This window comes from Tetragenococcus halophilus, assembly GCF_001712815.1.
Lineage (GTDB): Bacteria > Bacillota > Bacilli > Lactobacillales > Enterococcaceae > Tetragenococcus > Tetragenococcus halophilus.
Window position 1 is genome coordinate 1,835,350 of sequence record NZ_CP012047.1, and the last position, 25,677, is coordinate 1,861,026.

General features: G+C 35.3%; 21 protein-coding genes and 1 pseudogene. 5 read left to right on the top strand and 17 right to left on the bottom strand.

Annotation, left to right across the window (positions count from 1 at the left end):
• Positions 1–46 precede the first annotated feature (46 nt).
• From mgtE to yjbM, 4 genes are all read right to left on the bottom strand, one after another.
• Entirely contained in the window at positions 47–1,411 is a 1,365-nt protein-coding gene (gene mgtE, locus AC806_RS08790) for a magnesium transporter (protein ID WP_041591768.1), read from the bottom strand.
• 5 nt (positions 1,412–1,416) lie between these two features.
• Complete coding sequence (locus tag AC806_RS08795) at positions 1,417–2,319, bottom strand: RluA family pseudouridine synthase (RefSeq protein ID WP_069029152.1); 903 nt, start codon at positions 2,317–2,319, stop codon at positions 1,417–1,419.
• Between the two features lie 132 nt (positions 2,320–2,451).
• On the bottom strand, positions 2,452–3,258 hold the full coding sequence (locus AC806_RS08800; protein ID WP_061840320.1) for an NAD kinase: 807 nt from the start codon (positions 3,256–3,258) through the stop codon (positions 2,452–2,454).
• Positions 3,251–3,925, bottom strand: coding sequence for a GTP diphosphokinase (yjbM, locus tag AC806_RS08805; protein ID WP_014124074.1), 675 nt, complete (start codon positions 3,923–3,925; stop codon positions 3,251–3,253). The genes AC806_RS08800 and yjbM overlap by 8 nt, the downstream gene beginning before the upstream one ends.
• 154 nt (positions 3,926–4,079) lie before the next feature.
• Here yjbM and AC806_RS08810 point away from each other — a divergent pair, with 154 nt between their 5' ends.
• Positions 4,080–4,655 carry a CYTH domain-containing protein gene (locus tag AC806_RS08810; protein WP_061840319.1) on the top strand — a complete coding sequence of 192 codons (576 nt, stop codon included), beginning with the start codon at positions 4,080–4,082 and terminating at the stop codon, positions 4,653–4,655.
• A gap of 81 nt (positions 4,656–4,736) precedes the next feature.
• Here the strand turns inward: AC806_RS08810 and pepF are convergent, their stop codons facing one another.
• The 9 genes and pseudogenes from pepF to AC806_RS08855 all read right to left on the bottom strand — a co-directional run bounded on the left by pepF (position 4,737) and on the right by AC806_RS08855 (position 19,266).
• On the bottom strand, positions 4,737–6,554 hold the full coding sequence (gene pepF / locus AC806_RS08815) for an oligoendopeptidase F (RefSeq protein WP_069029153.1): 1,818 nt from the start codon (positions 6,552–6,554) through the stop codon (positions 4,737–4,739).
• 87 nt (positions 6,555–6,641) lie between these two features.
• Positions 6,642–7,610, bottom strand: a complete 969-nt coding sequence (locus AC806_RS08820; RefSeq protein ID WP_069029154.1) for a competence protein CoiA — start codon at positions 7,608–7,610, stop codon at positions 6,642–6,644.
• A gap of 110 nt (positions 7,611–7,720) precedes the next feature.
• Positions 7,721–8,437: an adaptor protein MecA gene (locus AC806_RS08825; RefSeq protein ID WP_061840316.1), complete on the bottom strand. Its 717-nt coding sequence runs from the start codon at positions 8,435–8,437 to the stop codon at positions 7,721–7,723.
• A 148-nt stretch (positions 8,438–8,585) separates the two neighbouring features.
• Complete coding sequence (gene spxA / locus AC806_RS08830) at positions 8,586–8,984, bottom strand: transcriptional regulator SpxA (RefSeq protein ID WP_014124069.1); 399 nt, start codon at positions 8,982–8,984, stop codon at positions 8,586–8,588.
• A gap of 159 nt (positions 8,985–9,143) precedes the next feature.
• Positions 9,144–10,855: pseudogene (locus AC806_RS08835) on the bottom strand (ABC transporter ATP-binding protein).
• Between the two features lie 263 nt (positions 10,856–11,118).
• Positions 11,119–14,286 carry a DEAD/DEAH box helicase gene (locus tag AC806_RS08840; RefSeq protein ID WP_061840315.1) on the bottom strand — a complete coding sequence of 1,056 codons (3,168 nt, stop codon included), beginning with the start codon at positions 14,284–14,286 and terminating at the stop codon, positions 11,119–11,121.
• A 20-nt stretch (positions 14,287–14,306) separates the two neighbouring features.
• Positions 14,307–17,420, bottom strand: a complete 3,114-nt coding sequence (locus AC806_RS08845; protein WP_069029155.1) for an AAA family ATPase — start codon at positions 17,418–17,420, stop codon at positions 14,307–14,309.
• Positions 17,410–18,546: an exonuclease SbcCD subunit D gene (locus AC806_RS08850; protein ID WP_061840326.1), complete on the bottom strand. Its 1,137-nt coding sequence runs from the start codon at positions 18,544–18,546 to the stop codon at positions 17,410–17,412. The genes AC806_RS08845 and AC806_RS08850 overlap by 11 nt, the downstream gene beginning before the upstream one ends.
• Positions 18,547–18,648: 102 nt before the next feature.
• Positions 18,649–19,266, bottom strand: coding sequence for a lysophospholipid acyltransferase family protein (locus tag AC806_RS08855; protein ID WP_061840311.1), 618 nt, complete (start codon positions 19,264–19,266; stop codon positions 18,649–18,651).
• A gap of 150 nt (positions 19,267–19,416) precedes the next feature.
• On the opposite strand from AC806_RS08855, the gene AC806_RS08860 reads away from it, so the two are divergent.
• A complete protein-coding gene (locus tag AC806_RS08860; RefSeq protein WP_069029156.1) occupies positions 19,417–20,154 on the top strand; it encodes a tRNA1(Val) (adenine(37)-N6)-methyltransferase in 738 nt (245 codons plus the stop codon).
• A complete protein-coding gene (locus AC806_RS08865; protein WP_061840309.1) occupies positions 20,144–20,434 on the top strand; it encodes a GIY-YIG nuclease family protein in 291 nt (96 codons plus the stop codon). The genes AC806_RS08860 and AC806_RS08865 overlap by 11 nt, the downstream gene beginning before the upstream one ends.
• Before the next feature lie 47 nt (positions 20,435–20,481).
• On the opposite strand, the gene AC806_RS08870 is transcribed toward AC806_RS08865, so the two are convergent.
• From AC806_RS08870 to AC806_RS08885, 4 genes are all read right to left on the bottom strand, one after another.
• On the bottom strand, positions 20,482–20,850 hold the full coding sequence (locus AC806_RS08870) for a fluoride efflux transporter FluC (RefSeq protein WP_061840308.1): 369 nt from the start codon (positions 20,848–20,850) through the stop codon (positions 20,482–20,484).
• Complete coding sequence (locus AC806_RS08875; protein ID WP_061840307.1) at positions 20,840–21,238, bottom strand: fluoride efflux transporter FluC; 399 nt, start codon at positions 21,236–21,238, stop codon at positions 20,840–20,842. The genes AC806_RS08870 and AC806_RS08875 overlap by 11 nt, the downstream gene beginning before the upstream one ends.
• 19 nt (positions 21,239–21,257) lie before the next feature.
• Positions 21,258–21,890, bottom strand: coding sequence for a DUF190 domain-containing protein (locus AC806_RS08880; RefSeq protein ID WP_069029157.1), 633 nt, complete (start codon positions 21,888–21,890; stop codon positions 21,258–21,260).
• Positions 21,891–22,292: 402 nt separating this feature from the next.
• On the bottom strand, positions 22,293–22,883 hold the full coding sequence (locus AC806_RS08885) for a TetR/AcrR family transcriptional regulator (RefSeq protein WP_069029158.1): 591 nt from the start codon (positions 22,881–22,883) through the stop codon (positions 22,293–22,295).
• Between the two features lie 244 nt (positions 22,884–23,127).
• Between AC806_RS08885 and AC806_RS08890 the strand changes: the two genes are divergently transcribed.
• Both AC806_RS08890 and AC806_RS08895 read left to right on the top strand, forming a co-directional pair.
• Positions 23,128–24,009: an ABC transporter ATP-binding protein gene (locus AC806_RS08890; RefSeq protein ID WP_014124057.1), complete on the top strand. Its 882-nt coding sequence runs from the start codon at positions 23,128–23,130 to the stop codon at positions 24,007–24,009.
• 25 nt (positions 24,010–24,034) lie between these two features.
• Positions 24,035–25,645, top strand: a complete 1,611-nt coding sequence (locus AC806_RS08895) for an ABC transporter permease (RefSeq protein ID WP_014124056.1) — start codon at positions 24,035–24,037, stop codon at positions 25,643–25,645.
• The last annotated feature ends 32 nt before the right edge of the window (positions 25,646–25,677 follow it).

The following is a 25,677-nucleotide window of genomic DNA, read 5'->3' on the forward strand; positions in this document are numbered from 1 at the left end:
AAAGGTCTTGAAGTCTTTTTGCTGTTTTTATTATAAGTTTTTAGCCTTATCCAATGAAATAACTCATAAATAGACTTGCGATATTAAAGTAGATTAAAACACTCGTTAAATCACTCAAAGTAGTAATGAAAGGGCCACTTGCGACCGCCGGGTCAAAACCTAATTTATCCATAAACATAGGAATCAAACTTCCCGCCAAATTAGCTACCGTTATCGCACACATCATTGCCATGCCAATAACAAAGCCTAGTATCGGATTGCCTTTCCAAATCCAAACAATAACTAAAATCGTTAATCCAGTGATAAAACCTGTTACAACCCCTGTCAAAACCTCGCCAAATATCGTCTGTAAATAGCTTTTTGCTTTGTTATCATTAAACGCTAATCTCCTTACCGCCACAGCAAGAGATTGTGTACCAGCATTACCTGCTGTCCCTGTAATCAGTGTAATAAAAGCAGCTAAAATACTAGCTTCACTAACCAATGCTTCATAGTGATTGATCAAACTCGCAGTTGCCATACCTAAAAAAAGCAAGGTAATCAACCAAGGCAAGCGTTTGCTAGCTGCCTTTACAGGATTTTCATGAACTTCTTCCACATTGACCCCAGCTAAGCCGGAATAATCACTAGCTGCTTCATCATCGATAACATCGATGATGTCATCAACGGTAACAATTCCCAAAAGGTGATCTTCATAATCAGTAACGGGCAAAGCAAGAAAATCATAATCACGAAATGTTTGGGCAACGTCTTCCTGATCGTCGCCCACATGAACCGAAATGACCCGATCATTTAAAATATCAGCCACCATTTCGTCATCATCACTTACCAGTAGATCTCTTAACGAGATAACCCCTACCAATTGATTATCTTGGTCTACGACATAGGTATAATAAATTGTTTCTGCAGCTTTTGCGACTTTTTTTAATACATACATTGCTGAACGTACCGTTTGATTAGCTACGATTGAGACAAATTCTGTGGTCATGATCGCACCAGCAGTTTCATCTTCGTAGTGTAGAAGCTCTTTGATCTCTGAAGCATCTTCTTCATCCATCAAACTTAAATACTTACCCATCTGTTTTTTATCCAAGGTATTCAACAAATCTACCGCATTGTCTGTATACATTTGCGCTAACATCTCACTTGCGTAATTTGCGCGCATTTCTCCCAGGTAGTCTTTTATATTTTCGTTATCTTCTTCCAAGGCATCAAACATATCGGCTAGTTCTTTAGGTGACAGATAGGCATATACAAGCTGACGTTGCTTTTTTTCTAAGGTTTGGTAGAACTGGCTTTGTTCATAAATATGCATCTCTAGGAAGTTTTCACGGAAATCCTGTAAATAATTTCCTTTTAAATCCTCTCTTAATTGAGCAAAACGTTCTTCCAATTCTTGTGTTTCATCCAATCTTGTCACCTCATTTCAATCATTTGCTCTAGCTCTTTCATATCATGTGGTAATTCCTGTTTAAAATAAAGCTTTTCTTTAGTAAAAGGGTGGATAAATTCCAATTTTGCGCAATGTAGCGCCTGTCTTTGTATGCTGTCAGTCATTACGCCACTATACAGCTCATCACCTACTAGCGGAAAACCAATAGCAGAAAAATGAACACGAATCTGATGCGTTCTTCCAGTGTGGAGTTGAATATCAACTATAGCAAATTCCTCGTTGTGTTGCTTAAGCCAATACTCAGTTTCTGCTGACTTACCATTAAAGCCCGTCTGCCTTTTAATAATCGAACTTGGATCTCGCAAAATCGGCAGCTTGATTAAGTCATGTGATTCAAGTGTGGATAGATTACCAGAAATAATTGCTTGATATTTTTTGTGCAGTTTTTTCTTATATAATTCCTTATCTAACAAAGCATGGGCAAAGCCGTGCCTAGCAAACAACATCAAACCTGATGTGTCTCGGTCCAAACGGGTCACAACATGGATCACTTGATCTTTGTATCCTTGTTTTTGATAATAAGCTTTCACACGGTTAGCCATGGTTCCATTAGGATGATACTGTGCCGGTATTGAAGGAATCCCCGCAGGTTTATTTACTACGAGTAGATGCTCATCTTCGTAAACAATAGCAATCGGTGTATCATCTGGTAATAAGCTTTCATGACTACCTTCATCCGGGACAATCACTCTTATTTTATCTTCTGTCTTTAATGGGTACAATACATTCTCTACTCGTTCATTAACAAAAATCTTGCCACCTTGAAATTTGATCTTTGCCAGCAATCCTTTCGAGATTCCTTGTTCTTTTAGAAAAAATTTGACTTGTTGTGGCTCTTTTTTCTGATAGACATAACAAAATTCCATAGGATTTACACCTCCTCGTATACCCTTGAGCTGGTTCAGCAATACTTTTCTTTTAAGCATTGGTATTAAAAGAGTATCTCAGATCGGTGTGTAGTGATTTAAAAATACACTATTTTTGCGCCATTTACTCTCTTATACTTCTCCAATAAATGCATCTTTTACACGTCGCCAAAAATGCATATGGCGATAAGAGGCAAAGTGAATACGTTCATCTGCAATCTTAAATGAGATCCATTCAATATCATCATGCTGGATAGTCGCCCGATCGATGGTTACCATATAATCTGAGCTTTCTTCTAAACTAATGGTCAACCACTCGCTATCTGAAATAATGATCGGTGAACCTAATGTCCGAAATACCCGATTATTTAAGGAAGCTATTTCTGCTAACTGAAAGGCGTTGATTCTAGGATGCAATACAGCGCCTCCGACACTCTTATTATAGGCGGTGGAACCTGTAGGTGTGGAGACCGAAAGTCCATCTCCGCGAAAACGTTCAAATAATTCATCTTTAATATATACATCAGCCACCATCGTTCTAGTCGCCCGTTTCATCGTTGCTTCATTTAATGCCAAAAAACGTTTTGGGGCTTTTTGATCGCGATATTTCACCTGTAAATCTAATAAAGGATAACTGATCGAAGATTCTTGTTTATTGGATAAATTAGATACCAACTCTTCCAATTCAAAATCTCGCCAGTCCGTGTAAAATCCCAGATGCCCCGTATGCACCCCTAAAAAACGTATTTGATCAAGTTTATGTTCGAATTCATGAAAGGCAGAAAGGAATGTACCGTCGCCTCCAATAGAAATAACGATATTTGGGTCGTTTTGATCAATGGTATAATTCGCCTCCTGTAAAAGGGAGACTAACTTTTTTTTGGCAATAGAAGATGCTTCTTGTTTATTTTGAATAATTGCTACTTTTCCATCAGTCATCATGCATCTCCTTTCTGGGTTTCCCGTTAGTGCTTACCGAATGTTCTACTCTTTTACCATGAGAAAAAAGATGTTGCGCTTCTTGAATTTCTTCACGGATGCTTGACATTTCTTCATCTAACCGATAGGCTGCTTCAGCCGCACGTATCAAACGATTACTGATTTCTTCTGGAAAATCACCTTGATATTTATAATTTAAAGAATGTTCAATTGTTGCCCAAAAATTCATCGCTAGCGTACGTATCTGAATCTCAACTAAAAGATTGCGTGGACCCTCTACTAATTGTATAGGATATTCGATCACTAAGTGATATGAACGATAGCCACTCTGCTTACTGTTAGTCACATAATCTCTTTCCACAATAACTTTCATATCTTTACGACTACGTAAAATTTTTACTACCTCATAAATATCTTCTACAAATTGACACATAATTCTTAAACCTGCAATATCAGACATTTCACTTTCTAATCGATCAAAAGGAATATTTCGTAACCTTGATTTAGCTAAAATACTATCCACAGGTTTTACACGTCCGGTAACAAATTCAATAGGGATGTGCTCATTTTTTTCGCGGAATTCTTTACGAATACCACGTAACTTAACTTTAAGTTCAGTAACAACTTGTTCGTAAGGAGCTAATATACTTTCCCAATTTTTTTCCATTTACGATCCCTCATTTCCAAGCGAACATCCATTTACCATTCTATCATAATCGATAAAAAAGCTTTACTATCTTTTAATACTAAATTTCATTTTAGCTTAAAACATTGACGGATAACAAATTTTTTTGTAAAAAGAAGTAAAGGGGCGAAATGTTATGAGTCAACAAAACGAAATTGAATTCAAAACTTTATTAACAAAAAATGATTATAACCGGATTGTTCAATATTATCAATTACAAGGCACAGATTTTCACACACAAAAAAATTGCTATTTTGATACATTTGATCAAAAATTAGCAATGAATCATTGTGGTCTTCGAATACGCCAATTTGCAAGTTATGGAGAGCTTACATTAAAAACACCAGCAAAAGTCGGCTTGCTGGAAACAACCGATCAGCTAAATATTGAACAGACAGAACAATTGATAAATCAACAAAAAATCTTAACAAATGGCCATGTGGCAGATAAATTAGCTGAGTATGCTATCGCAGCCAATGACTTAATTTTATTTGCTGAGTTAACAACAAAACGAGCAGAATTTTCGATCGATGAAGGCTTACTAGCACTTGATGAAAGTTGGTACGCCAACCAACATGACTATGAATTAGAGCTGGAAGTCGAAAATTCTGAAAAAGGAAAACAGGATTTTAAAAAGCTGTTAGATAAGTTTGATATTACTTATAGACCAGCTAAAAATAAAATCGAACGCGCCGCTTATATGCAACAATAATTATCGATCGCTAAAACAAACAATGTAAATAAAAGAAGTGAGCCAATAACAACCTAGCTATCGGCCCACTTCTTTTATTTATTATTTTTCTAATTCATCAACGAGTAGTTCTAACTCATTTAACCGCTCTTCAAAAACATGCATCGCATCTTCTAAATAATCCGATTTTGTCATATCCACTCCAGCTTTTTTCATCACTTCGATAGGATAATCACTATCACCAGATTTTAGATAGGTCAAATAACGATCCAAGGCACTCGAGTCTTCTGATAAGATTTTTTGTGACAAGGCAGAAGCAGCAGAAAAACCTGTCGCATATTGGAACACATAGTAATTATAATAAAAATGAGGAATACGCGACCATTCAAGATGTATTTCTGGATCGTCTTCCATTTCATCACCATAATATCGTCTATTCAACTCTCCATAATGCTCATTTAAAAACTCACTTGTTAATGGTGTGCCTTTAGCGTCCTCAGTGTGCATAAAATGCTCAAACTCCGCAAATTGTGTTTGACGGAAAACTGTACCTTTAAAACCGTCTAAATAGTGATTTAATATATATGCCCGAACGCGTGGGTCATTTTCTGTTTGTAAAAGATGTTCAGTCAAGATATTTTCATTGGTAGTTGAAGCAATCTCTGCTAAGAAAATTGAGTAATCTCCATATACATAAGGTTGATTATTTTGGGTAAAGTAACTATGAACACTATGCCCCATTTCATGTACCAGGGTAAATAAATGATCCAATGTATCATGCCAATTTAATAAAATATAAGGATTGGTATCATAAGTACCTGAAGAATAAGCACCGCTACGTTTTCCTTGATTTTCTACAACATCGATCCAACGTTCATCAAAGGCCTTTTTCACGACACTTAAATACTCTTCTCCCATAGGCGCTAGTACTTCAAACGCTTTATCTACCGCCTGGTCATAAGTAAAACTAATAGGAGCTTCGCCTAAAAGTGGCGTGTAAACATCATACATATGCAATTTTTCCACTTGTAATAAACGTTTCCTAAGTCCCATATAGCGATGAAGAAGGTTTAAGTTTTTATTGACCACATCTACTAAATGATCATAAACGCTTTCTGGAATATGGTTGCTTGATAAAGCAGCTTCTCTAGCTGAATGGTAATGGCGCACTTTTGCTTGATAATTATGTGTTTTAATATGTGAATTCAGTGTAGAAGCAAGAGTGTTACCAAACTGCTTGTATACACTATATAGTCCTTTAAAAGCATTCTCACGCACTAAACGATCAGTGCTTTCCATTAATTGTCCATAAACACCATGAGAAAGCTGTACTTTTTCTCCATTTTCATCTTCAATGACAGGAAAAACAAAATCAGCATTGTTCATAATAGAAAAAGTGTTACTAGAAGCACCAAAAATCTCTCCAGCGCCTGCTAATAAAGCTTCTTGTTCTTTTGGCAAAACGTGGGCACGATTTGCTACGATTTGTTCAACAAAATGTCGATAAATTTCAAGTTTTGGTTCGTCTTTAAAATACTGCCAAATCCTTTCATCACTTAACGATAATAATTCCGGTTCGAAAAAAGATAATTTTTCATCTGCTTGTGTTACCAAAGACTCTGCTCTAGAATTAAGCGCTTGATAAATTGTATTTGAGGTATCTTGGTCATTTTTTAAATGACTATAAACATAGACAGTCTCTAATTGACGAGAAACATCTAATAAATATTCAAGTGCAGCTAGAAATGCTTGTGAGCCATCTCCTAGAGTTCCTCTATAGGAATCGGCATACCGCAGTTTTTCTTGTAGCGCGCTAAAAGCTTTTTCAAATGCTTGGTCATCTTTAAAGATTTTTGTTAAATCCCAAGTCAAATTTTCTGCCACTTCGTCTCTTTTAGGTAATTTTTTAGGTTCTGACATTTACTCTTCTCCTTTACTATACAGGTAAAAATTATTTACCTTTCATGATACAAGTTTATCATAACTTTTTGCAGCCGCAAAAAGCTTCTAGCCATTTCCTGCTAACTTCTGACATTCTATATAAATCGCTTGTAAGATTGCTTTTTGCGAAGCAAAAGGATATAACCAAGAATGTTCTAAATACTTGATTTTTTTCAACCATTGGGAAAAAGATCCAGTTTTTAAATAACAGAAACGTAAAAATAATAACTCATCTTCAAAGAAAAACTGATAGTAACTCGATTGATAGCACCAATCCGGCAAATTTTGAAAAGATCCGCCCAACGTATATAATTTTTCTTGTAGTCGAACAGTCTTCACCTGTTTTTGCCCTAGTTTTTTATAGATAAATAAACGGTACTGTTCAGGTCTCCAAACGAAAGATGGTTGTTTAGAAGGCAGCACCTTGAATAACTTAAAAAGCGGCAAATCATGCGTTTTCCATTTTTTCAGACGATAAAAAAAGCCCACTTGGTAGTGCCAACGAATATGATATAATAACCAGATTTCTTTTTGCTTGGCTTTACTTAGCCATAGGTGAAATCCACTCTTTGGGTGATAGTAGCTAGCTGCCTTTTGTAAGTTGCCAAATTTATTTTTAGGACTCAACTTTTCACCCAACAGCCACCAAGGTAAATAACCGTGGGCTAAGTAATTTCGGGTTCGTTCTAGATAACGTTCAATCGCTAACATCGAACACTGCACTTCTATTGCAATATTTTTATATAAGATATCAGGACGTTGGTGTAATTCAGGTAAATATGCTTCCAACTGACCACTTTTTGACCACTCTTTTAAAAAATCTTTACATGCTAAATGTTCGTAAGTCTCACCTTCGCTAAAACTACTACAGTTTGTATTAGAATAGTGCGCAAAATGAGATAATTTTACTTTGCCTTGTTTATAAAAGACCGGTTCTTGACAACTAGGGCAAAAAAGTACATCACTACCCTCTAATTTAGGGTTATAGTTTCGAGCATCGATATGTGTCTTTGTTTTAGAATTTGCAATAAGCATACATTATTTCCTCCTTTAAAAGAAAATACGTATTTTTTTGCAAAAACTTTTACATAAAAATAAAAAAAGACGAAAAATAGTTTTATTTTTCGTCCAAATGCACTTTCAACTTATAAGAAATACTTTCGCGTTTTTGCTAAAGCGTCATGATCCATAATTAATTCTCCATGTTCAATCAGATAATCAGGAGTCATAGTAACTTTCTTAGCAAATTCAGTTAAATAAGCTAATTGATTTTCTGCTTGTACTGTTTCCACTGCTTCTTCTGCAAAATCTACCTTTAGATAATAGACCTGATTCAACAAATAAAGCCGACTTTGGGCTTGTTCCAAATAAATTTCAGATGATAATTGAATCATATCTTCAAACGTTCCAATTTCAAAAACAAAGGAATGTTTAGAACTTTCAGCTTCAGGTTCGACTGTTTCCTGTTGCGTTTTTTCAGGGAATTGATTTTTAAACCAATCCATAATTTCATCTTGTGAATAACCTTCATAAGCGTCTGGGTCTTCTTGTTTCAACCATTCTGTTATTTCTTCAGGAGAATAGTAGTCTCCATACGCTTCGTAAGGATCAACGTTATCAAAAGGAACATTTTTACTAATAAATAATTCCAACCCATCGCCTTTTGGTAATACTTGGAAAGTTACAGCATCGCTTCCCTTGAATTCTTCTTCAACGTCAACCTCTTCTAAAATACTGTAAAAGAACTTTTCTATTTCTTTACGGTTTCCAAGTAGGTCTAAAAAAGTGATTCCTCTGGCAGCTAAATCTTCATTTTTGATTAATACACGGATCGTATTTTCATTGATGTGCTCCATTTCCATATTAGCTACACCTCACTTATTTTCATACTCTAAGTTCATTGTAACTGAAGTGTTTAAAATGTAAAGAGAAAAAACTTCAAAACGAACCTTTCTTAGGCTTTCTTTATACCCTTAAAAAAACGTTGAGGAAAATATCTCCCTCAACGTTTTATAAACCTGCCATCATTTGTGCATTACGTAGTTCCATTTGACGAACATCCCGCGGTAAAAAGCGCCGGATTTCGTCTTCATTAAAACCAACTTGTAATCTTTTATCATCAATCATAATAGGACGTCGCAATAAACCTGGATTTTCTTGAACTAGTTTTAATAGTTCATTGAGCGGAAGATCATCCAAATCTATATTTAGCTTTTGAAACACCTTTGAACGAGTCGAAATAATTTCTTCTGTGCCATCTTCTGTCATTTGCAAAATATTTGTTAATTCATCACTTGTTAATGGTTCAGAAAAAATATTACGTTCTACAAAAGGAATTTCATGTTCTTGCAGCCAAGCGCGAGCCTTTCTGCAAGATGTACAACTTGGGGAAGTATATAGTGTTAACAATGTGCATCACTCCTTTGTGATAGTAAAGCCAAAACTATTTCTATTATACTACTGTTTTATTATCTCATATCTTTTTAATAATTACTAGTGCATTTGTCCATTTCCTGAAAATTTTATTGTTATTAAATAAAAAAGTAAACTATTCATTGGTACGATCTTTTAAACGTGAAACTGTGCGTCATATAACTTTTTATAGTGCCCTTGTTTTATCATCAACTCTTTATGGGTCCCTTCTTCTAAAATTCCTTTTTCACTCATAACAATGATTCGTGTCGCTTGTTTGATTGTAATCAAACGATGGGCAATGAGCAGCGTGGTCCGACCTTTGGCCAATGAATTTAACGAGCCTTGAATAAGCTGTTCAGTTTCTGTATCAAGCGCCGAAGTAGCTTCATCTAATATCAAAATGGGCGGGTTTTTTAAAAACATACGAGCAATCGCAACACGTTGCTTTTGCCCTCCCGATAATTTAACACCACGTTCTCCAATAATTGTATCTAAGCCTTCACTCATATGATCAATCACGCCTCTTAAATGAGCCAAATCAATCGCTTGTTCAATCTCTTCTTGGTTAGCATCAAGTTTACCATAAATAATATTTTCCCGAATTGTACCAGGAAATAAAAAAACATCTTGCTGGACTACGCCAATTTGTTTAATGAAGCTAAAGTTATCTTTTGAATATCAATACCGTCGATTGTTATTTTTCCACTGCTCGGTTCATAAAAACGGGGTAACAAATTGCATAAAGTCGTTTTACCTGATCCGCTTTCTCCTACAAAGGCAACTGTTTCACCAGCGGTAATCTCAAGGTTAAAATGATCTAACACCTTTGTATCATCAGCATAATAAAAAGAAATATCTTGATAAGAAATATTCCCTTTTAAACTTTCAACATCTATAGCCTCAGGCAAGTCAACTATAGTGCTATTGCGATCCAGCTCTTCTGTCAACCTTTTAAAACCCGCAATGCCTTTAGGATAGTCTTCAATCATATTATTCACTTTTTCAATAGGGCGTATAAATACATTTGAAAGCAAGATAAAGCCAACAAACTCACCATTGGTTAATTGTCCCTGAATAGTATAATAAGCCCCAAAAACTAAGGCAAATAAATTAATTAAGCGAATCATTAAATAATTGTAAGCCGAACTTATTGCCATCACTTTGTAAAACATTAACTTTGCTCGTTTATATAACTGGCTTAATCGGGTAAAACGACTATTTTCATAAGCCTCGTTTGCAAAAGACTGCGTGACACGAATTCCTGTAACAGCGGCTTCAACACCTGCATTAAACTCTGCGATACTCTCATAAATTTCAGTATTAACATTCGTCATTTTTTTATTAAAGAAAACTAAAGCCACCGTAATAAAAGGTACCAATATAAAAGTGGCAATCGCTAGTTTTACATGCATGTTCAACATTAAAATAAATGAGCCTAACAAAGTCATAACCGTAATAAAAACATCTTCTGGCCCATGGTGTGCTACTTCCGAAATATCAAATAGGTCGGTGGTCAAACGACTGAGTAATGTTCCCGTTTTCTGTTCATCATAATAGGTAAATGATTGACTCTGCAATTTTTTGAACAATTCATCACGCATATCCGTTTCTATTAAAACACCTAGTTTGTGGCCAAAAAATACGACAATATATTGTAAGACAGTATTAATAATGTAAAATAATAATAAACCAATACAAGCAAGTAAAATAATGCGAAAGTTATTTTGCGGCATGATCTTATCAATGACTTGATTGACAGCAATAGGGAAAGCAAGTTCCAAAATTCCGGCCACAATAGCACAACTAAAATCCAATATAAATAAGGACTTATAGGGTCGATAATAACCAAAAAAGCGTTTCAACAAAACACCACCCTCCATTTTAACTGATAACAACAAACTTTATTATAAAAAAGTCGCGGCATAAAAGCAAAACCTTTTTGGAAAAAAGAAAAGAGCCTGTGACATAAGTTCCTTTAATAAAAAAATATCCGAACTATAAGAAAGATTGCTCCTGCGGTTACTCGTCGCAAATTCACGACAATTAGAGAATCTTATCAAATATAGTTCGGGTATTTTTGTCTTGTCTTTACTTATGTCACAGGCCCTTAAAGTTTATTGGGTCTATATTATTCGCCAATACTTAAAATAGACCGGATATCGTCTTCGGTCATTTGTTGTAATTGTGCTTCATTGCCCTGAATGACATTTTTAAAGAGCTCTTTTTTCTCTTGTTGCAGATAATTCATACGCTCTTCAATCGTGCCTTCAGCGATCATCCGCCAAACTTCAACATTTTTTTCTTGGCCTATACGATGCGCACGACCGGCAGCTTGTTCTTCAACAGCTGGATTCCACCACAGGTCATATAAAATCACCGTATCTGCACCGGTTAAATTCAAACCAGTACCGCCAGCTTTTAAGGAAATCAAAAACACATCTCGTTCTCCAGCATTAAAGGCATCTACCATTTCGATCCTATCCTTAGGTGGTGTACTTCCTCTTAAATAGAAGGTTTCTATACCTAAATCAGCCAGTTCTTCTTCAATGATAGATAACATACTCGTAAATTGAGAAAATAGTAAAATTCGACGATTGTTTTCTTTAGCTGCTTGGATTAAATCTTTTACTTGTTCCAACTTACCGGAACCGCCTTGGTAATCCTCAATAAACAATCTTGGATCACAACAAATTTGGCGCAAACGTGTTAATCCCGCTAAGATACTCATCCGATTTTTCTTAAAGTCTTCTGTATCCATCGAGGAAACTTCTTCGCGCATTTGCTCAAGATAAGCTAGATATACTTTCTTTTGTTCATCCGTTAATGCGCTATAATAGTTTGTTTCTAATTTATCAGGCAAGTCTTGTAGAACAGTTTGTTTATCTCTTCTTAAGATAAAGGGGCGAATCATTGAAGCAATTTTGTTTTGCGATAAATTACGGAATTGTTGTCTATTCGGGAAAAATCCTGGCATAATCATTTGAAATAAGGACCACAATTCATCCAAATTATTTTCAATCGGTGTCCCACTTAAGGCAAAACGATGCGCAATCGATAATGAACGTAGTGCTTGAGCAGTTTTAGTCGCACTATTTTTAACCATTTGGGCTTCATCTAAAATTAAATAGCTTAAAGCTAATTGTCGGTATTCTTCAATATCTTGCCGTAAACTGGCGTAAGAAGTAATCCAAATATCTACATTTTGCTCTAGTAAATTTTGTCGCTCGCTCTTATTTCCTGAAACAACTAATGAAGTAAGCGAAGGCGCAAAACGTTTGATTTCTTGTTGCCAATTAAAGGTTAAACTAGCAGGTGCTACAATCACTGTTTTAATTCCGCCTTTCTCTTGTTTTTCTGAAAGAAGAAAACTGATCGCCTGTAAGGTTTTTCCTAATCCCATTTCATCTGCCAAAATACCACCAAATTGGTAATAACTTAACATTTTTAACCAGCGGAAGCCAACAACTTGATAATCACGTAACTGCGGGTGTACTCCTTCAGGAACCAGCGCTGAAAAGTCTTCTGGATGGGTAAGATCATAAGTCATCTGTTGAAAGCCTTCACTGAAGTTTGCCTGGCCTGCTAGCTGATCTTGCACCTGTAAACCTTGATTTAAGGGAACTTTCATAGTGCCTTGGTTCGCAGAATGTATAGAATCACGTAATTGCGATAATATTTGACTTGTTTCTTGAAATTCTTCGGAATCAAGTGAAAGAACTTGTCCATTTTCTAAGGTATGATAATCAGCGTTTTTCATTAAACTTTGTAAGATGGAATCCACCTCATTTTGGTTAATTCCACTGATATCAAAGGAAACATCTAACCATGAACCTGACTCACTCACATTAATATGTGGCTTATATTTCTGACCATCTAAGTAGAGTTCACGTAATTTTTTCCCCATATAAATTTCGCCTAATTGGCGCATATAATACAGTTCTTGGTTGAAGAAACGGTACAATTCCTCGCCCTTAGGAATTTTTTTATGCCAACCTGTCTCGGTTTGTTTAAAGCCTAATTGTTCGACCACAGCTTTTGCTTGACGTTCCCGCTCATAATCGCGCAACACTTCAGGGTGATTTTCAGGAACTTGTTGATGCGCAGAATCACTTGAAAAGATAATATCTCCATAAACGTTATCAATTCGTAGTTCAATCATACCTTTACGTTTTTTCAAATAAAAGCGTAACACTAAGTCTACATCACTGATATATTGGTAAACTTCATCATCAACTTCTACTTCTCCAATTTCTTTTAACAGCGGTAAAACTTGTTTAAATAATTCAGATAACTCTTCTTGCGGATAAGAGATGATCGGCTCTTTTAAGCGTTTAAGCAGCTGTTCCATCGTCAGATAGATGTCCATTTGTTCAGTTGATAATTCCACAATTTCTCCATCATATAAGGCCCAACCATAGTATTGAAAAACTTTATCGAAATCATGGGAAACCGATAATTTAAAGGAATTTTCTGCTTTAGCTACTTGAAACGATAACACTCGAGTTTGTTCAGAAAAGCTTAGTTCTCGCAATTTTTGGTCATCAAATTGAAATACAAAAGGAAAGTCAGCCATTTTTTGGATAAACTCTTTGGCATATTCTACAGGCAATAATAAATACTTTTTATCTAGTTTACCTTCTACTAAAACTCCGGTTCGACCGAAAAGTTCCTGAGTTTGTGCTAAAGAGGCCAAGTGTTGTAATAATTCATTTTCTTCTTGGGTAAATGCATTATGATTTAAATAGAAACTATTTCGTTTATTCGCTACATATACCTTTTCTGTTTGATAAACTTGTAGAAATTTATAGATATTTTTTATCATATAACTACGTCCGTGATGTTGGCCAATTTTTAATGAGATGCCTAATACATCAAGTTCTCCACGATAAGGGTTGGTGGCTATACTATCCAACTGACATTCGATTTGCAGAGGGACCTGTGAGCGATCTTGTTGATGTGCCAAATGGTTCAGCCCTTTTGAAAACATTTTTGAAGCTGAAAAACTATCACTTTTAGGCACAGACGCAGCTGTTATCTTACGTGATTTGCCTTGTTGTCTTAGATATAGTTCAACAGAAACTGTATGCTTACAAAAGCCATGTTCTTCCCAGTAAGAACACTGACAGTAATCTTCTTCTTTAGCGCTAGCATCTAAGTCCACTCGATACAATTCTCCACCTAAAACCTCAGCATGCCAAACTTGGTTTTCTGGATCAGGGGTAACAGAAAGCACACGACCATCATTTAAGTACTCTCTTCCTCTTTCAATAATTCGTTCAGGTATACTCCATTTCATGATTTACTTTCCTCCTTTCCTTAGTCAACTACACGGTTAGTAATATAACTTTGTCCACTACCATCTGTTTTTACGATCATTTGTTGTGTGATACGATTTTTAAGCTCTTGTACATGACTGATAATGCCAATCATCCTTCCTTCATCTTCTACCATTTCTAAAGCTTCAATCGCCATTTCCAGCGCCTCTTCATCCAAGGAGCCAAAGCCCTCATCTATAAATAACGTCTCAATCAAAACACCACCAGCATGACTTTGAATCACATCGCCTAGCGATAAAGCTAGTGCCAAAGCGGCAATAAAACTTTCACCACCAGATAAGGTATGTGCTCGCCGGCTCGTTCCAGCATGATCATCATAGATACTAATTTCTAAGCCTGTGGATTTTTTATAACTGCCCTTTTCATTAGAAAGCAAGAACTGATAACGCCCTTGTGTTAATTTATTTAAACGCACGTTGGCTACTTCCAAGACTTCTGCAAAAAAAGACTGTAAAACATAGCGTTCGATCCCCAGTCTTTCTAGGTTATCACCATTCATCGTTTCTGCCAACTGTTTAATTTGGCTCATGTTTTCCATTTCATTTTGATTTGTTGCATATAACTGTTGAAAATCCGCCATTATTTTTTGATTCGAACGCAATACTTCTTGTTTTTGGATCAATGAGGTTTGGACCGATGCTTCTTTTTCTTCAGCATCTTGCCTTTTTTTCTCTAAATTTTTTAAGTCCGGGCGAAACTTTTCTTTAAAATCCTTAAGTTCATGCAGGCGTTTTTTTGTATATTCTCGTTCATTTTGATCTTGTTCAATGATCTCGCGCAGAGATTCTAATTGCTTTAATTCTGGCAATAGTTGACGCATCTCTTCTTCTGATGAAACAAAAGAACTCTTTTGAATCGCTTGATCAAGCTTTTGTTTGATCCCATTTCTTTTTTCTTGTGACCGACGAACTTGTTGCTGATATTGACTGTTTCGTTCATTTAAGGTTGTTAGATCCGTTTGTATTTTTTCTTCTTCTTGCTTATACTGATCTATCTTTTTCTGGATGGTTGTTATCTCTTCTTCTAATTGACTTTTTTGTTTTTCCAGATCTTCAGTATTTTGATAACTTAGCTGCCCCTTTAGGGTATCCTGCTCTGCTGAAAGTTTTGTTACTTCCTCTTTATCGTTTGAATACTGTTCTTGCAATTGTGACAATTTAGCACTTGTCTTTTCAGCTTCTTCTATTAATAAATTCTGCTTTTTCTCAGCTTCTTCGATTTCTTTTATCTCTTTATTTAGTTTATCTTGCCATTTTTGTAAATAAGCTTTTGGCTCAGTTTTTTCAATGGAAATCTCTAAAGTAGCTTCACATTCTTCTGTCAGTTCTTGCAGATTTTCTTGCGCTTTTGTCAGTTTCACGCTGATTTGTTCTTGTTCTTTTCTACGACTTTCTAGAGCTGCCGAAGTTTTTTGTTTTTCTTCCAATGTTTGAGCATACGTTTCTTCACTTTGGGCTAAGTTCTCTTCATTTTGTGTAATTTCTGCCAATGTATAGCTATGTTGCTTAGCATAAACAGAATCATGGTGTAATGAACCACAGACAGGACACGGCTCTTCCTCTTTTAACAATAACTGTAAACGAGCAATCTGCATCTTGGCATTTTCACTACGTGCTGTTGTTAGTTGGTCTTTACTATTTTTTTCTGCCTGTTGGTAAACTTCTAACTGTTGCTTTAATCGCTCTATTTCTTCTTGTGTCTTTTTATAAGCAGTTTTTTGACTGTCTTTTTCTGCTTGTGCTTCTACAAAATGTCTTACAAGTTCATCGTAACGATATAATTGTAACTTTTCTTCTTGTAAAGCTGGTTTTTGCTGAGTTTTTTGACTTAAATCCTCTTTTAGTGACTGGTTTTTTTCTAACTGTTTTTTTAAAGTATCTATTTCATTTTGTCTTTGTGTCATACTTGCGTAAAGCTGCTCACTTTGTTTTGCCAGCTGATTGATCTTTTGAACAGTGGGCAACTCATCATTAATACGTTTTAAAGCGTACTGCTTATCTTCTTGTTGTGTTTGCCATTTCTCATAGTCTTCTTTTTGTTTTCTTAAAGCCTCTTGTTCACTTTGGTTTTTCTTTAACTGCTGTTTTATATCTTTTAAGGAATGATTGATTTCTTCGATTTCTTTACCATAATCATCTTCTTGTCTGAGCAAATCTTTTTTTTCATTTATCCAAGAAAGTTGGGCAAAATATTGCTTTGTTTCTTCCATTTTAGATTCTTTTGCTTTTAAAGTTTCTTGCTTTTGGATTAATTTATCATACTCATCCAATGCATTGGTAATTTCCTTACCTTTATAAAAAGCTTTTTCCGCTTCTTTTTTCATTTCTTTTTGTTTTTCAAGTTGTCTTTTTTCTTCAACAATTTCACGCTCTAATTGTTCTAAGGCATCTTGCCATTTCAGCAAAGTTTCTTGGTAGGAAGCTGGAGACTCAAATTCACCTTGAAACTGTTGCCGTAAGTTTTCTAACTGATCCGTTTGTCTAGTTAGCTCTTTTTCTACATTCTTTTGTTGGGCGTGCAACCATTCGTTTAGTCGCTGATAGAGCTGCGTGCCAAATAAATTTCGTAAAAGCTTTTCTTTATCGTTACTAGAAGCCACTAAAAAATTACGAAACTCTCCTTGCGGCAATAAAACAATTTGGAAGAATTGTTTTGCGTTAACATTCAGTAGTTCAGTAATAAAACGGTCTACTTCACCTTTTTTACTATATTGCGTAAGCAAAGCTCCAGAAGTAGAAAAAATCGATAAATGAACTTTAGCAGTCTGCTTGGTAAATCCTTCACCCTTTTTCTTGCCCACCGTTTGTTCAGGAGAACGTATAATTTCGTAAATCATTTCCTGATGTTCAAAACTAAAGCGAACTTCTGTTAGTTCTTGTGCTGGAGCAAAAGTAGAACGCATTTCTTTACCTGTACGTAAACGCCCCGAAGTCTCCCCGAATAAAGCAAAAGTCATGCCATCAAAAATTGTGGTTTTTCCTGCTCCTGTCTTACCAGAGATCAAAAATAATCCGGCAGATTGAAATTCACTGAAATCAACGGTTTCATGCAAAAAAGGGCCAAAGTTTTTTAACATTAATTTTCTAGGTTGCATCATCGTTCCTCTTTTCTGTATCCAGTGATTGTTGTAATCCTTCATCCAACCAATCCCGCTGCTTTTTGGTTAAACGATCGCCTGTAATATCTTCAAAAAAAGAAGTCAACATACTGTAAGGCGTATTTTTGCGATGTTGTACTTTTTCTAGTTGTTTTGTTTCACGTCGTCCATTGACTCGTTCAACGCCTAATATATTAGGATAGATCGCACGCAATTGGTTCATCATATTTGTAATCACACTACGATCTGTTAACTGAAAATACCAAAAACAATTACGATCCATTCGCTGATAAAAGCTTGGATCAGTTAGTTCTTCAAAAGAAGCTTGTAAACTACAAACATCTCGTTTAGCTACCAGCTCATGAAATTCAGGGGCTACTGATCGACTATCAACGATCCATACGCCTTTTGAATCATCTTTTTCGGATAATGAAAATTTTAATGGCGAGCCGCTATAAAAAGCATTTTTTGTTTTTAAAGCATTTTTTGAATGCAAATGCCCTAGAGCGACATAATCAAAATCTTGCACCAGTTCATAGGAAATACGATTTAACCCGCCCACTTCCACTGCTGTTTCAGAATCACTACGCGTACTGCCAGCAATGAAAAAATGGGTCACAAGTACTTGTTTTTTATTTTTATCAAAAGCTGTCCGCATTTTCTCGATGATTTTTTTAATAGCAGCTTGTAAAGACAAACTTTCTTCTGCAAAATAAAGACGCGCTGCAATAGGTTCAAAATAGGGTAGTAAAAAGAATTGTACATCTCCTATTTCAACTGGTTCAAAAGACTGCTTCAAATCTGTATAGAGATGAAAATCAGTTTGCTCATACCATGGCATGCCCGTACTTAAGCGAACCGCCGAATCATGATTGCCGGAAATAGCCAAAATAGGTAGCTTTTTTTCTAGATTCATCTCAATAAAAGTTTGATTAAGCAATTCGCAGGCTTCTACACTAGGGACACTTCGATCATACAGATCTCCTGCAATAACAATGGCGTCCACCTGCTGTGTAAGTGCAATATCTAAAATCTGATGAATGATCTCTTTTTGATCGACTAATAAATCGTAACCATGAAGTTTTTTTCCGATATGCCAATCGGCTGTATGTAAAAATCGCAAAGTTTTCACCTCTAAAAATGTCTTTCCCATTATTATACCACTTTTTCAGCTCATCTAAAGCCAAAAAAGTACAGCACCCTTGTTGCAGCGCTGTACTATGATCTATTTTGCTTCATAATGAAAATTAGGATCAATTTCTTTATCTAACTGGTCAAAAGCAGTTTGTAAACGTTGCTCGACAATCTGCATACCTGCTTCATCTGTCTTTTTAATATCTCCTAATTCAACCGGTTCGCCAAATCGAACTGTCACACGTTTTCTTTTGAATAAGTCTTTTAATGTTAAAGGTCCTTGGTAAACACATGGCACAATCCTCACCTTGGCCATACGGCTTATAACCACCGTACCTCCTTTTAATTCAGACGAATGCCTCGTTCCACTAGGAAACATCAACAAACTTAAATCCGTATTACGTAATAGTTTTACCGGTGTTTTGATGGTACTAGGACCTGGATTGTCTCTTTTCACCGCAAATGCATTTGCATGCACTAAGATAAATCGTAGGATCGGATTTTTAAACAACTCTTCTTTAGCCATAAAAGCAAACTTTTTAGGGCCGGCAGCCACGGCTAAATAAAGCGGCTCCCACCAGGTTCTGTGTGGAGCAACCAAAATATAATTTTCATCTTGTGGCAACAAATTTTTATTTTCATAATGAGCATTGCCATTAGCTAAAAATAAAATTCCTTTGACAAGACCACGCATAAATATATAAAACATGAGCTCTTTCCTTCAATATGTTCTTTTTACTTCTAAAAATAGTATGCAAGAAAAAATTTCTTTTGACAAGTTTTTTATTTGGGACTCGTTTTAATTTTTAAGAAAAAAAGATATAATACATAGTAGACTACAAAAGGAGGCTGCTAAAACGTGTGTTTAAAAGAAAATGAGCGTATCGACCAACTTTTTGCCGACGGTATTAAAATTATTCAAAGTCCTAAAGTCTTTTCATTTTCCTTAGACGCGGTGTTGTTAGCTAACTTCCCTAAAATCCCTAAAAAAGGAAAAATTGTTGACCTATGTGCTGGAAACGGCGCTGTAGGTTTATTTATCGCTAAGAAAACAAAAAGTAAAATCTATCAAATTGAGCTACAAGAAAAGCTAGCGGATATGGCACAAAGAAGCGTTGCACTTAATCACTTAGAAAAACAAATCGAGGTTTTTCCGCTGGATTTAAAGGATAGTTTAAATAGAATCGCTAGCGATTCTTGTGATTTAGTCCTTTGCAATCCGCCTTATTTTAAAGGACTGCCTACAAATCGTAAAAACCCTAACCCTTATTATGCCATAGCACGTCATGAAACACATACCGACCTAGATGAAGTTTTATTTACTTCGTCCAAATTATTAAAAATGAATGGACACTTTGCTATGGTTCATCGCCCGGATCGTTTTTTAGAAATCATTGACTTAATGAAAAAAAATCGTTTAGCACCTAAACGTATCCAATTTGTCTACCCCAAACCCGAAAAAGATGCTAATATTTTGCTGATCGAAGGAATAAAAGATGGAAAATTGGACGGTTTTAAAGTGCTTCCGCCGATGTTTACATATGATACTGCCGGTAACTATTCTTTAGAAACAAGCAGGTTACTTTATGGACAATAAAAAACAATATTTTTATGTACTACTTTGTAAAGACAACAGTTTTTATGGCGGCTATACAACAGACCTCACGCGACGTTTAAAAGAACATAACGAAGGGACTGGTGCTAAATACACCCACCCCAAAAGTCGACGCCCACTTAATATTATTCACGCTGAGATCTTTGACACAAGAAGCCAAGCAACACAGGCCGAAGCTTTTTTTAAGAGTTTATCCCGTATGGAAAAAGAAAATTATTTACGTTTGCATCAAGATAAAAATATCTGGCACAAAATGGACTGAGCCGCATACATGCCTGACATTTTTTATCTTATTGTGGCAATTTTTTACTAGTGTTTTAATAAATTTCCCAAAACAATCCCCAAAAAAGCAGCTAAAATGCCCAAAACATAAGAAGCTCCTACATAGCTAAAAAAATATTTATATTTTTTTTCGCGAAGTAATTCTACATTTTCTACGTTAAAAGTTGAAAATGTAGTAAAAGAGCCCATAAATCCAGTACCTGCTAAAAGGGAGAATACAGAGCCAACGCTTAAACCAGTCAGTAATCCCAGTAATAAAGAACCTAAAATGTTGATCACAAAAGTAGCAAATGGAAAAGTATACGTCCATTGACTCTTAATCCAATTTGTTGAAAGAACACGAACCAGCACGCCAAAGGCTGCCCCTGCAGAAACCGTAAGACAGTTAACGAACAATTTTGCCCCTTCCTTTCCTCCGAATAATCAGCCAGTTACTCACTTGATATCCAATGATACAAGCAAGTAAACCGCCAAACAAACTAGCTAGTATGTAACCACCAGCATAACCATATTCACCGTTTTGAAATAATTCTGCAGATTCCAAAGAAAATGTCGAAAAAGTGGTAAAAGAACCAACAAAGCCAGTCCCAATCGCTGATACCAACTTAGCAGATAAATATGGAAGCTGACTTAAAAAACGGGTCACAAAAGCAAGTAAAAAACACCCCAATAAATTAATTATTAATGTGGCGCCAGGAAACTGTCCTGCGTCAATAATGAAACTTAAAATATACCTAGAAGTTGCACCAAGTGCCCCAAAAATAACAAGTAAAACATAGTACATGCCGGAATCTCCTCAAAAATTATTTATTTGCGATTAAATGTATAGGTGTAGTAAATATGGCGCCTTCTTCTACAACACTATCTAGACCTTGTAATAGCTCATCTAGATTTTCAGAAGAAATAACACATTCAATAACAATTGGTGTCTGCTCACTGCGAGCAAATAATTTTTGTTTGTGAATAACATGGTCCTTCCCATAACCAACAATCCCTTTAGTCATAGAAGTCCAAATAGCATTTTTTTCTTGAAAAAAATCAATCACCTTTTCGTATTCTTCTTTTCTAAACCATGAATTCTCTTCTTTTGTGTATACTTTTACGGCAAAGTGATCATGGGTACTCATGTCTTTTTCCTCCATTCCTTTTATTATACTTATCTGACCATGTTTCAAGTGATCTTTTATTTCTTGCAAAACGCTCATAATCCGCTGTCCACTATCTATTGTTTCAACAATAAGCGATAAGTCGTTAAATTGCTGGTCTTCAAGTATACTAATACGACGCTTATTTTGATAGTTCAGATTCATTTCACTACGCCGGACTGTCAATCCAGAAAAACCATTTTTCCATAAAAATTGTTCAAGCCATTTGTAATCTGCTAATTGGTACGTCCCCGCTTTTTCACTAATGATAATGCGTAGTAGATACTTCATCTGCTCACTCCCCTCTTAAGTGCAAAAATAATATTATTTATAGTAATTTTCGATAAATAAGCTTTTGTAATGTTACTTTACCCTAATCTCCTATAATATTGACACGACAATTGGAAAACTATCAAGAAAGATATTTATTTAAATTCTTTTATAGTCGCAAGTATGTTCTTTCTTTAAAAAACAAAAAAACTGCTATATATTAGCGTTTATTTAACTATAAACCAAATAAACACTAGTATATAACAGGCACCATCAACCAGCCCTGGCAGTTATAGAGAGCACCATCTCTATAAATAATTCTATAACATCACTTTTAACTACTAACAAATTAAAGTGACGCTCATTTATGATAAGTTCATTGTACCTACTTGTGTTTTAATTGCAAACCTTACAATATTATTCTTAGGGGGCAACACCTTTAATTAATATTTCCGTCCATTCAGTCGTATAAGGCTTCATCCTTTCGTATACATATGGTTTTGACATTCCTTCAATCAATGTTTGGAAAAAAATAATTAAAAATTCATCAGAGTATTTCAAAGCGACTTTGCCTTCTTTTCGGCCGCGATGAAATAGATCAAGCATCATATTCTGATTTTCTTTAGTAAACTGTCGCATTAAAAGAGATAATTCATTATCATTTTTTTCAGTTATATAGTTCATTAATTCCAAGTAAAACTGTTGAGTAATTTTATTTAAGTAATTTATCTTATTTTGACTCAGTGCAATCAATGTTTCCTCAAAGGGGCGGTCGTCATAGACAATTTTTCTTGCATCTTCGATTAGTTGTTCTATATAAGACTGAAACATCTTGCGAATAAGATTTTCCTTACTATCAAAATACTTAAAAATCGTCGTTTTTCCTACATGTGCTTCCTTAGCTATTTTTTCCATTGTTATATTTTCTTGGCTTGCATTTGTATTCAATAAGTTAAAAGTTGCTTCAAGAATTTGCTTTTCTTTTTCCTCTCTTCGTTTTTCAAAACCATTCAAACGAGTCCCCACTCTCTTTTTGTTATTTTCTTCTATTCTATACGCAAAATCACAAACTAGCAACCCTATTATTAACCATCATTATTGACTATTCAATTGAAATATAATATTATAAAACCAAATAAGCTTATACAGTTTATTTTTAGCCTTTAAATCTTATTTTAAAAACTAATTTAAACTATATAGTTTTTAATATATTGTTAGATCTTAGTTGTATCTTGATTGACTAAAGGAGAGATAAAAAATGGAAGAAATCATTAAGACGAATCAACTGCAAAAAAAGTTCGGCAAGTTTCAAGCATTAACTGATGTTACTTTTTCAGTGAAAGCTGGTGAAGTCACTGGTTTCATTGGACCAAATGGGGCAGGTAAATCAACAACTATTCGTATTTTACTAGGTATTATCAAACGTTCTGCAGGGCAAGCAAAAATTTTCGGAAAAGATGTATGGAAGGACAGTCTCGACATACACAAACGGATTTCATATGTCCCTGGCGACGTATCACTTTGGGGAAACCTTAGCGGCGGTGAAATTATTGATCTATTTATGAAACTTCATGGCAGTGGAAACAAACAAAAACGAGAGTCATTAGTGAAACGTTTTGAATTAGATCCAAAGAAAAAAGCTAAAAATTACTCTAAAGGGAACCGTCAAAAGGTTGGCTTAATTGCAGCTTTATCTGTCGATTCAGATTTATATATTTTTGATGAACCAACTTCGGGGCTAGATCCATTAAAGGGCGCTATTTTCCAAGAAGAAGTTCAAAAAATCAAAGATGCAGGAAAGACCATTCTTCTTTCTTCCCATAGTTTAAATGAAGTAGAACATTTAGCAGATAAAATTGCTATTATTCGTCAAGGTGAAATTGTGGAATCAGGGTCGCTTGATGAATTACGTCATTTAACACGTCCTACTGTAACTTTAGTGACTGAAAAAGACGTAGCCAAAATGTCCGAAGTAAGTGGGATTCATAACTTCCAACAAACAGATAATCAAGCCGTATTTTCTGTAGAAAATAAATATCTTGATGAAGTTTTGTTAGAAGCAAGTAAGTTAGGCGTAAAAAAATTTGAAGCTGTCCCCCCTACGCTTGAAGATTTTTTTATGCGCCATTACAAAGGATAAACATTGAAAGAAGGAAAAAAATGCTATGCAAGAAAGATTTAATAAAACGCTAACCTTGCTCTTCCAATATTTCAAAAGAGACTGGCTCAAAATCATTCTTTGGATACTAGGTATTGGCCTGTTCTCAGCTGGATTTGGCCCAGCTTTTGAAGAGATAGCAAAAGGACAAGGATTACAGGGAATGTATGAAACGATGCAAAATCCTGCCATGGTAGCTATGGTAGGACCCACTCCGATTGAATCCGCAACAGATTATACAATAGGAGCGATGTATGCTAATGAAATGTTACTATTTTGTAGTTTATTTTCCTTGATAATTGCTGCTTTGCATGTAACAAGCCATACTCGTAAAGAAGAGGATCTTGGATTAACTGAACTTGTACGTTCATTTCAAGTTGGACGACAAGCGAATTCTCTTGCAACTATGATAGAAACAATAATTATTAATGTTTTATTAGCTATTTTTATCAGTGGTATCATGATCAGCTTTAATATCAATACGATTTCTGCTGAAGGTTCTTTATTGTTTGGTGCTACTATAGCTATGGCAGGGATCACTGGCGCAACAATTGCTCTGATTTTGGCACAAATCATGCCAAATTCTTCTGGAGCAACAGGTGCCTCTCTAGGAATCATTGGTTTTTTATATATTATACGTGCAGGGACTGACGTTTCAAATGTCGATATTTCTTTGTTCAATCCCTTGGGGTGGACTTATTTAACTTATCCTTTTACAGAAAATAATTGGATTCTTCTTATTTTCGCTGTTATCTTTAGTGTAGTTGCTGCTATTATAGCTTTTTCACTTGAAGGAAAACGTGATATGGATAGAGGTTATTTACCCGAAAGACAAGGACGAGGAAACGCTAAACAATCTTTATTATCTGTTCCAAGTTTATTTATAAAAATTAACAAAGGTATAATTATTGCATGGTTGATAGCTTTTATTATTATGGGAGCTGCTTATGGATCTATTTATGGAGATATGGCTACCTTTATAGAAAGTAATGAACTGATACAGCAAATGTTTACTGCTTCTGATATTTCCATCGAAGAGTCATTTACCAGCACAATTATGCTCGTCATGATTTTTTTAGTCGCCATTTTGCCTATCAATATTGTAAACAAGCTCTTTGTAGAAGAAAGCCGCCAACATTTAAGTCAACTTTTCACTACAAAAGTATCTCGTGGACAATTTTATTGGACGACTGTAATATTAGCTGTTTTTTGTGAAATACTTGGCATTTTATTCGCTGCAGGTAGTTTAGGTAGTACAGCCATCTATTCGATGGATAATCATTCAATGGACCTTATGGATTTTCTGACATCTGGCTATAACTTTTTACCATCCGTCCTCTTTTATACGGGACTTGCAAGTTTAGCGTTAGGTTGGGTACCAAGATTGGGAAAATTTGTTTATATCTACCTAGGATATTCTTTTGTTCTTAGCTATTTTAACAACATTTTAGATTTACCCGAGTGGTTTTTTAATACTGCTGTCGAAAACTGGCTTGCTCATATGCCGATGGATAGCTTTGAACCTGTTGCTTTCTTTGCCATCACAGGAATCAGTATAGCACTCATATTCCTCGGTTATTTAGGTTATAAACGGCGCGATATGGTTGAAGGTGCTTAAAGTAATTAAAAATAAAAAGCTGCGTTACTAGT

Bases quoted from the DNA above. Each gene is read 5' to 3' on its own strand.
- AC806_RS08795 (WP_069029152.1), bottom strand. From the start codon at position 2,319: ATGGAATTTTGTTATGTCTATCAGAAAAAAGAGCCACAACAAGTCAAA.
- AC806_RS08800 (WP_061840320.1), bottom strand. From the start codon at position 3,258: ATGACTGATGGAAAAGTAGCAATTATTCAAAATAAACAAGAAGCATCT.
- yjbM (WP_014124074.1), bottom strand. From the start codon at position 3,925: ATGGAAAAAAATTGGGAAAGTATATTAGCTCCTTACGAACAAGTTGTT.
- AC806_RS08810 (WP_061840319.1), top strand. From the start codon at position 4,080: ATGAGTCAACAAAACGAAATTGAATTCAAAACTTTATTAACAAAAAAT.
- pepF (WP_069029153.1), bottom strand. From the start codon at position 6,554: ATGTCAGAACCTAAAAAATTACCTAAAAGAGACGAAGTGGCAGAAAAT.
- AC806_RS08820 (WP_069029154.1), bottom strand. From the start codon at position 7,610: ATGCTTATTGCAAATTCTAAAACAAAGACACATATCGATGCTCGAAAC.
- AC806_RS08825 (WP_061840316.1), bottom strand. From the start codon at position 8,437: ATGGAAATGGAGCACATCAATGAAAATACGATCCGTGTATTAATCAAA.
- AC806_RS08840 (WP_061840315.1), bottom strand. From the start codon at position 14,286: ATGAAATGGAGTATACCTGAACGAATTATTGAAAGAGGAAGAGAGTAC.
- AC806_RS08845 (WP_069029155.1), bottom strand. From the start codon at position 17,420: ATGCAACCTAGAAAATTAATGTTAAAAAACTTTGGCCCTTTTTTGCAT.
- AC806_RS08855 (WP_061840311.1), bottom strand. From the start codon at position 19,266: ATGTTTTATATATTTATGCGTGGTCTTGTCAAAGGAATTTTATTTTTA.
- AC806_RS08865 (WP_061840309.1), top strand. From the start codon at position 20,144: ATGGACAATAAAAAACAATATTTTTATGTACTACTTTGTAAAGACAAC.
- AC806_RS08875 (WP_061840307.1), bottom strand. From the start codon at position 21,238: ATGTACTATGTTTTACTTGTTATTTTTGGGGCACTTGGTGCAACTTCT.
- AC806_RS08880 (WP_069029157.1), bottom strand. From the start codon at position 21,890: ATGAAGTATCTACTACGCATTATCATTAGTGAAAAAGCGGGGACGTAC.
- AC806_RS08890 (WP_014124057.1), top strand. From the start codon at position 23,128: ATGGAAGAAATCATTAAGACGAATCAACTGCAAAAAAAGTTCGGCAAG.
- AC806_RS08895 (WP_014124056.1), top strand. From the start codon at position 24,035: ATGCAAGAAAGATTTAATAAAACGCTAACCTTGCTCTTCCAATATTTC.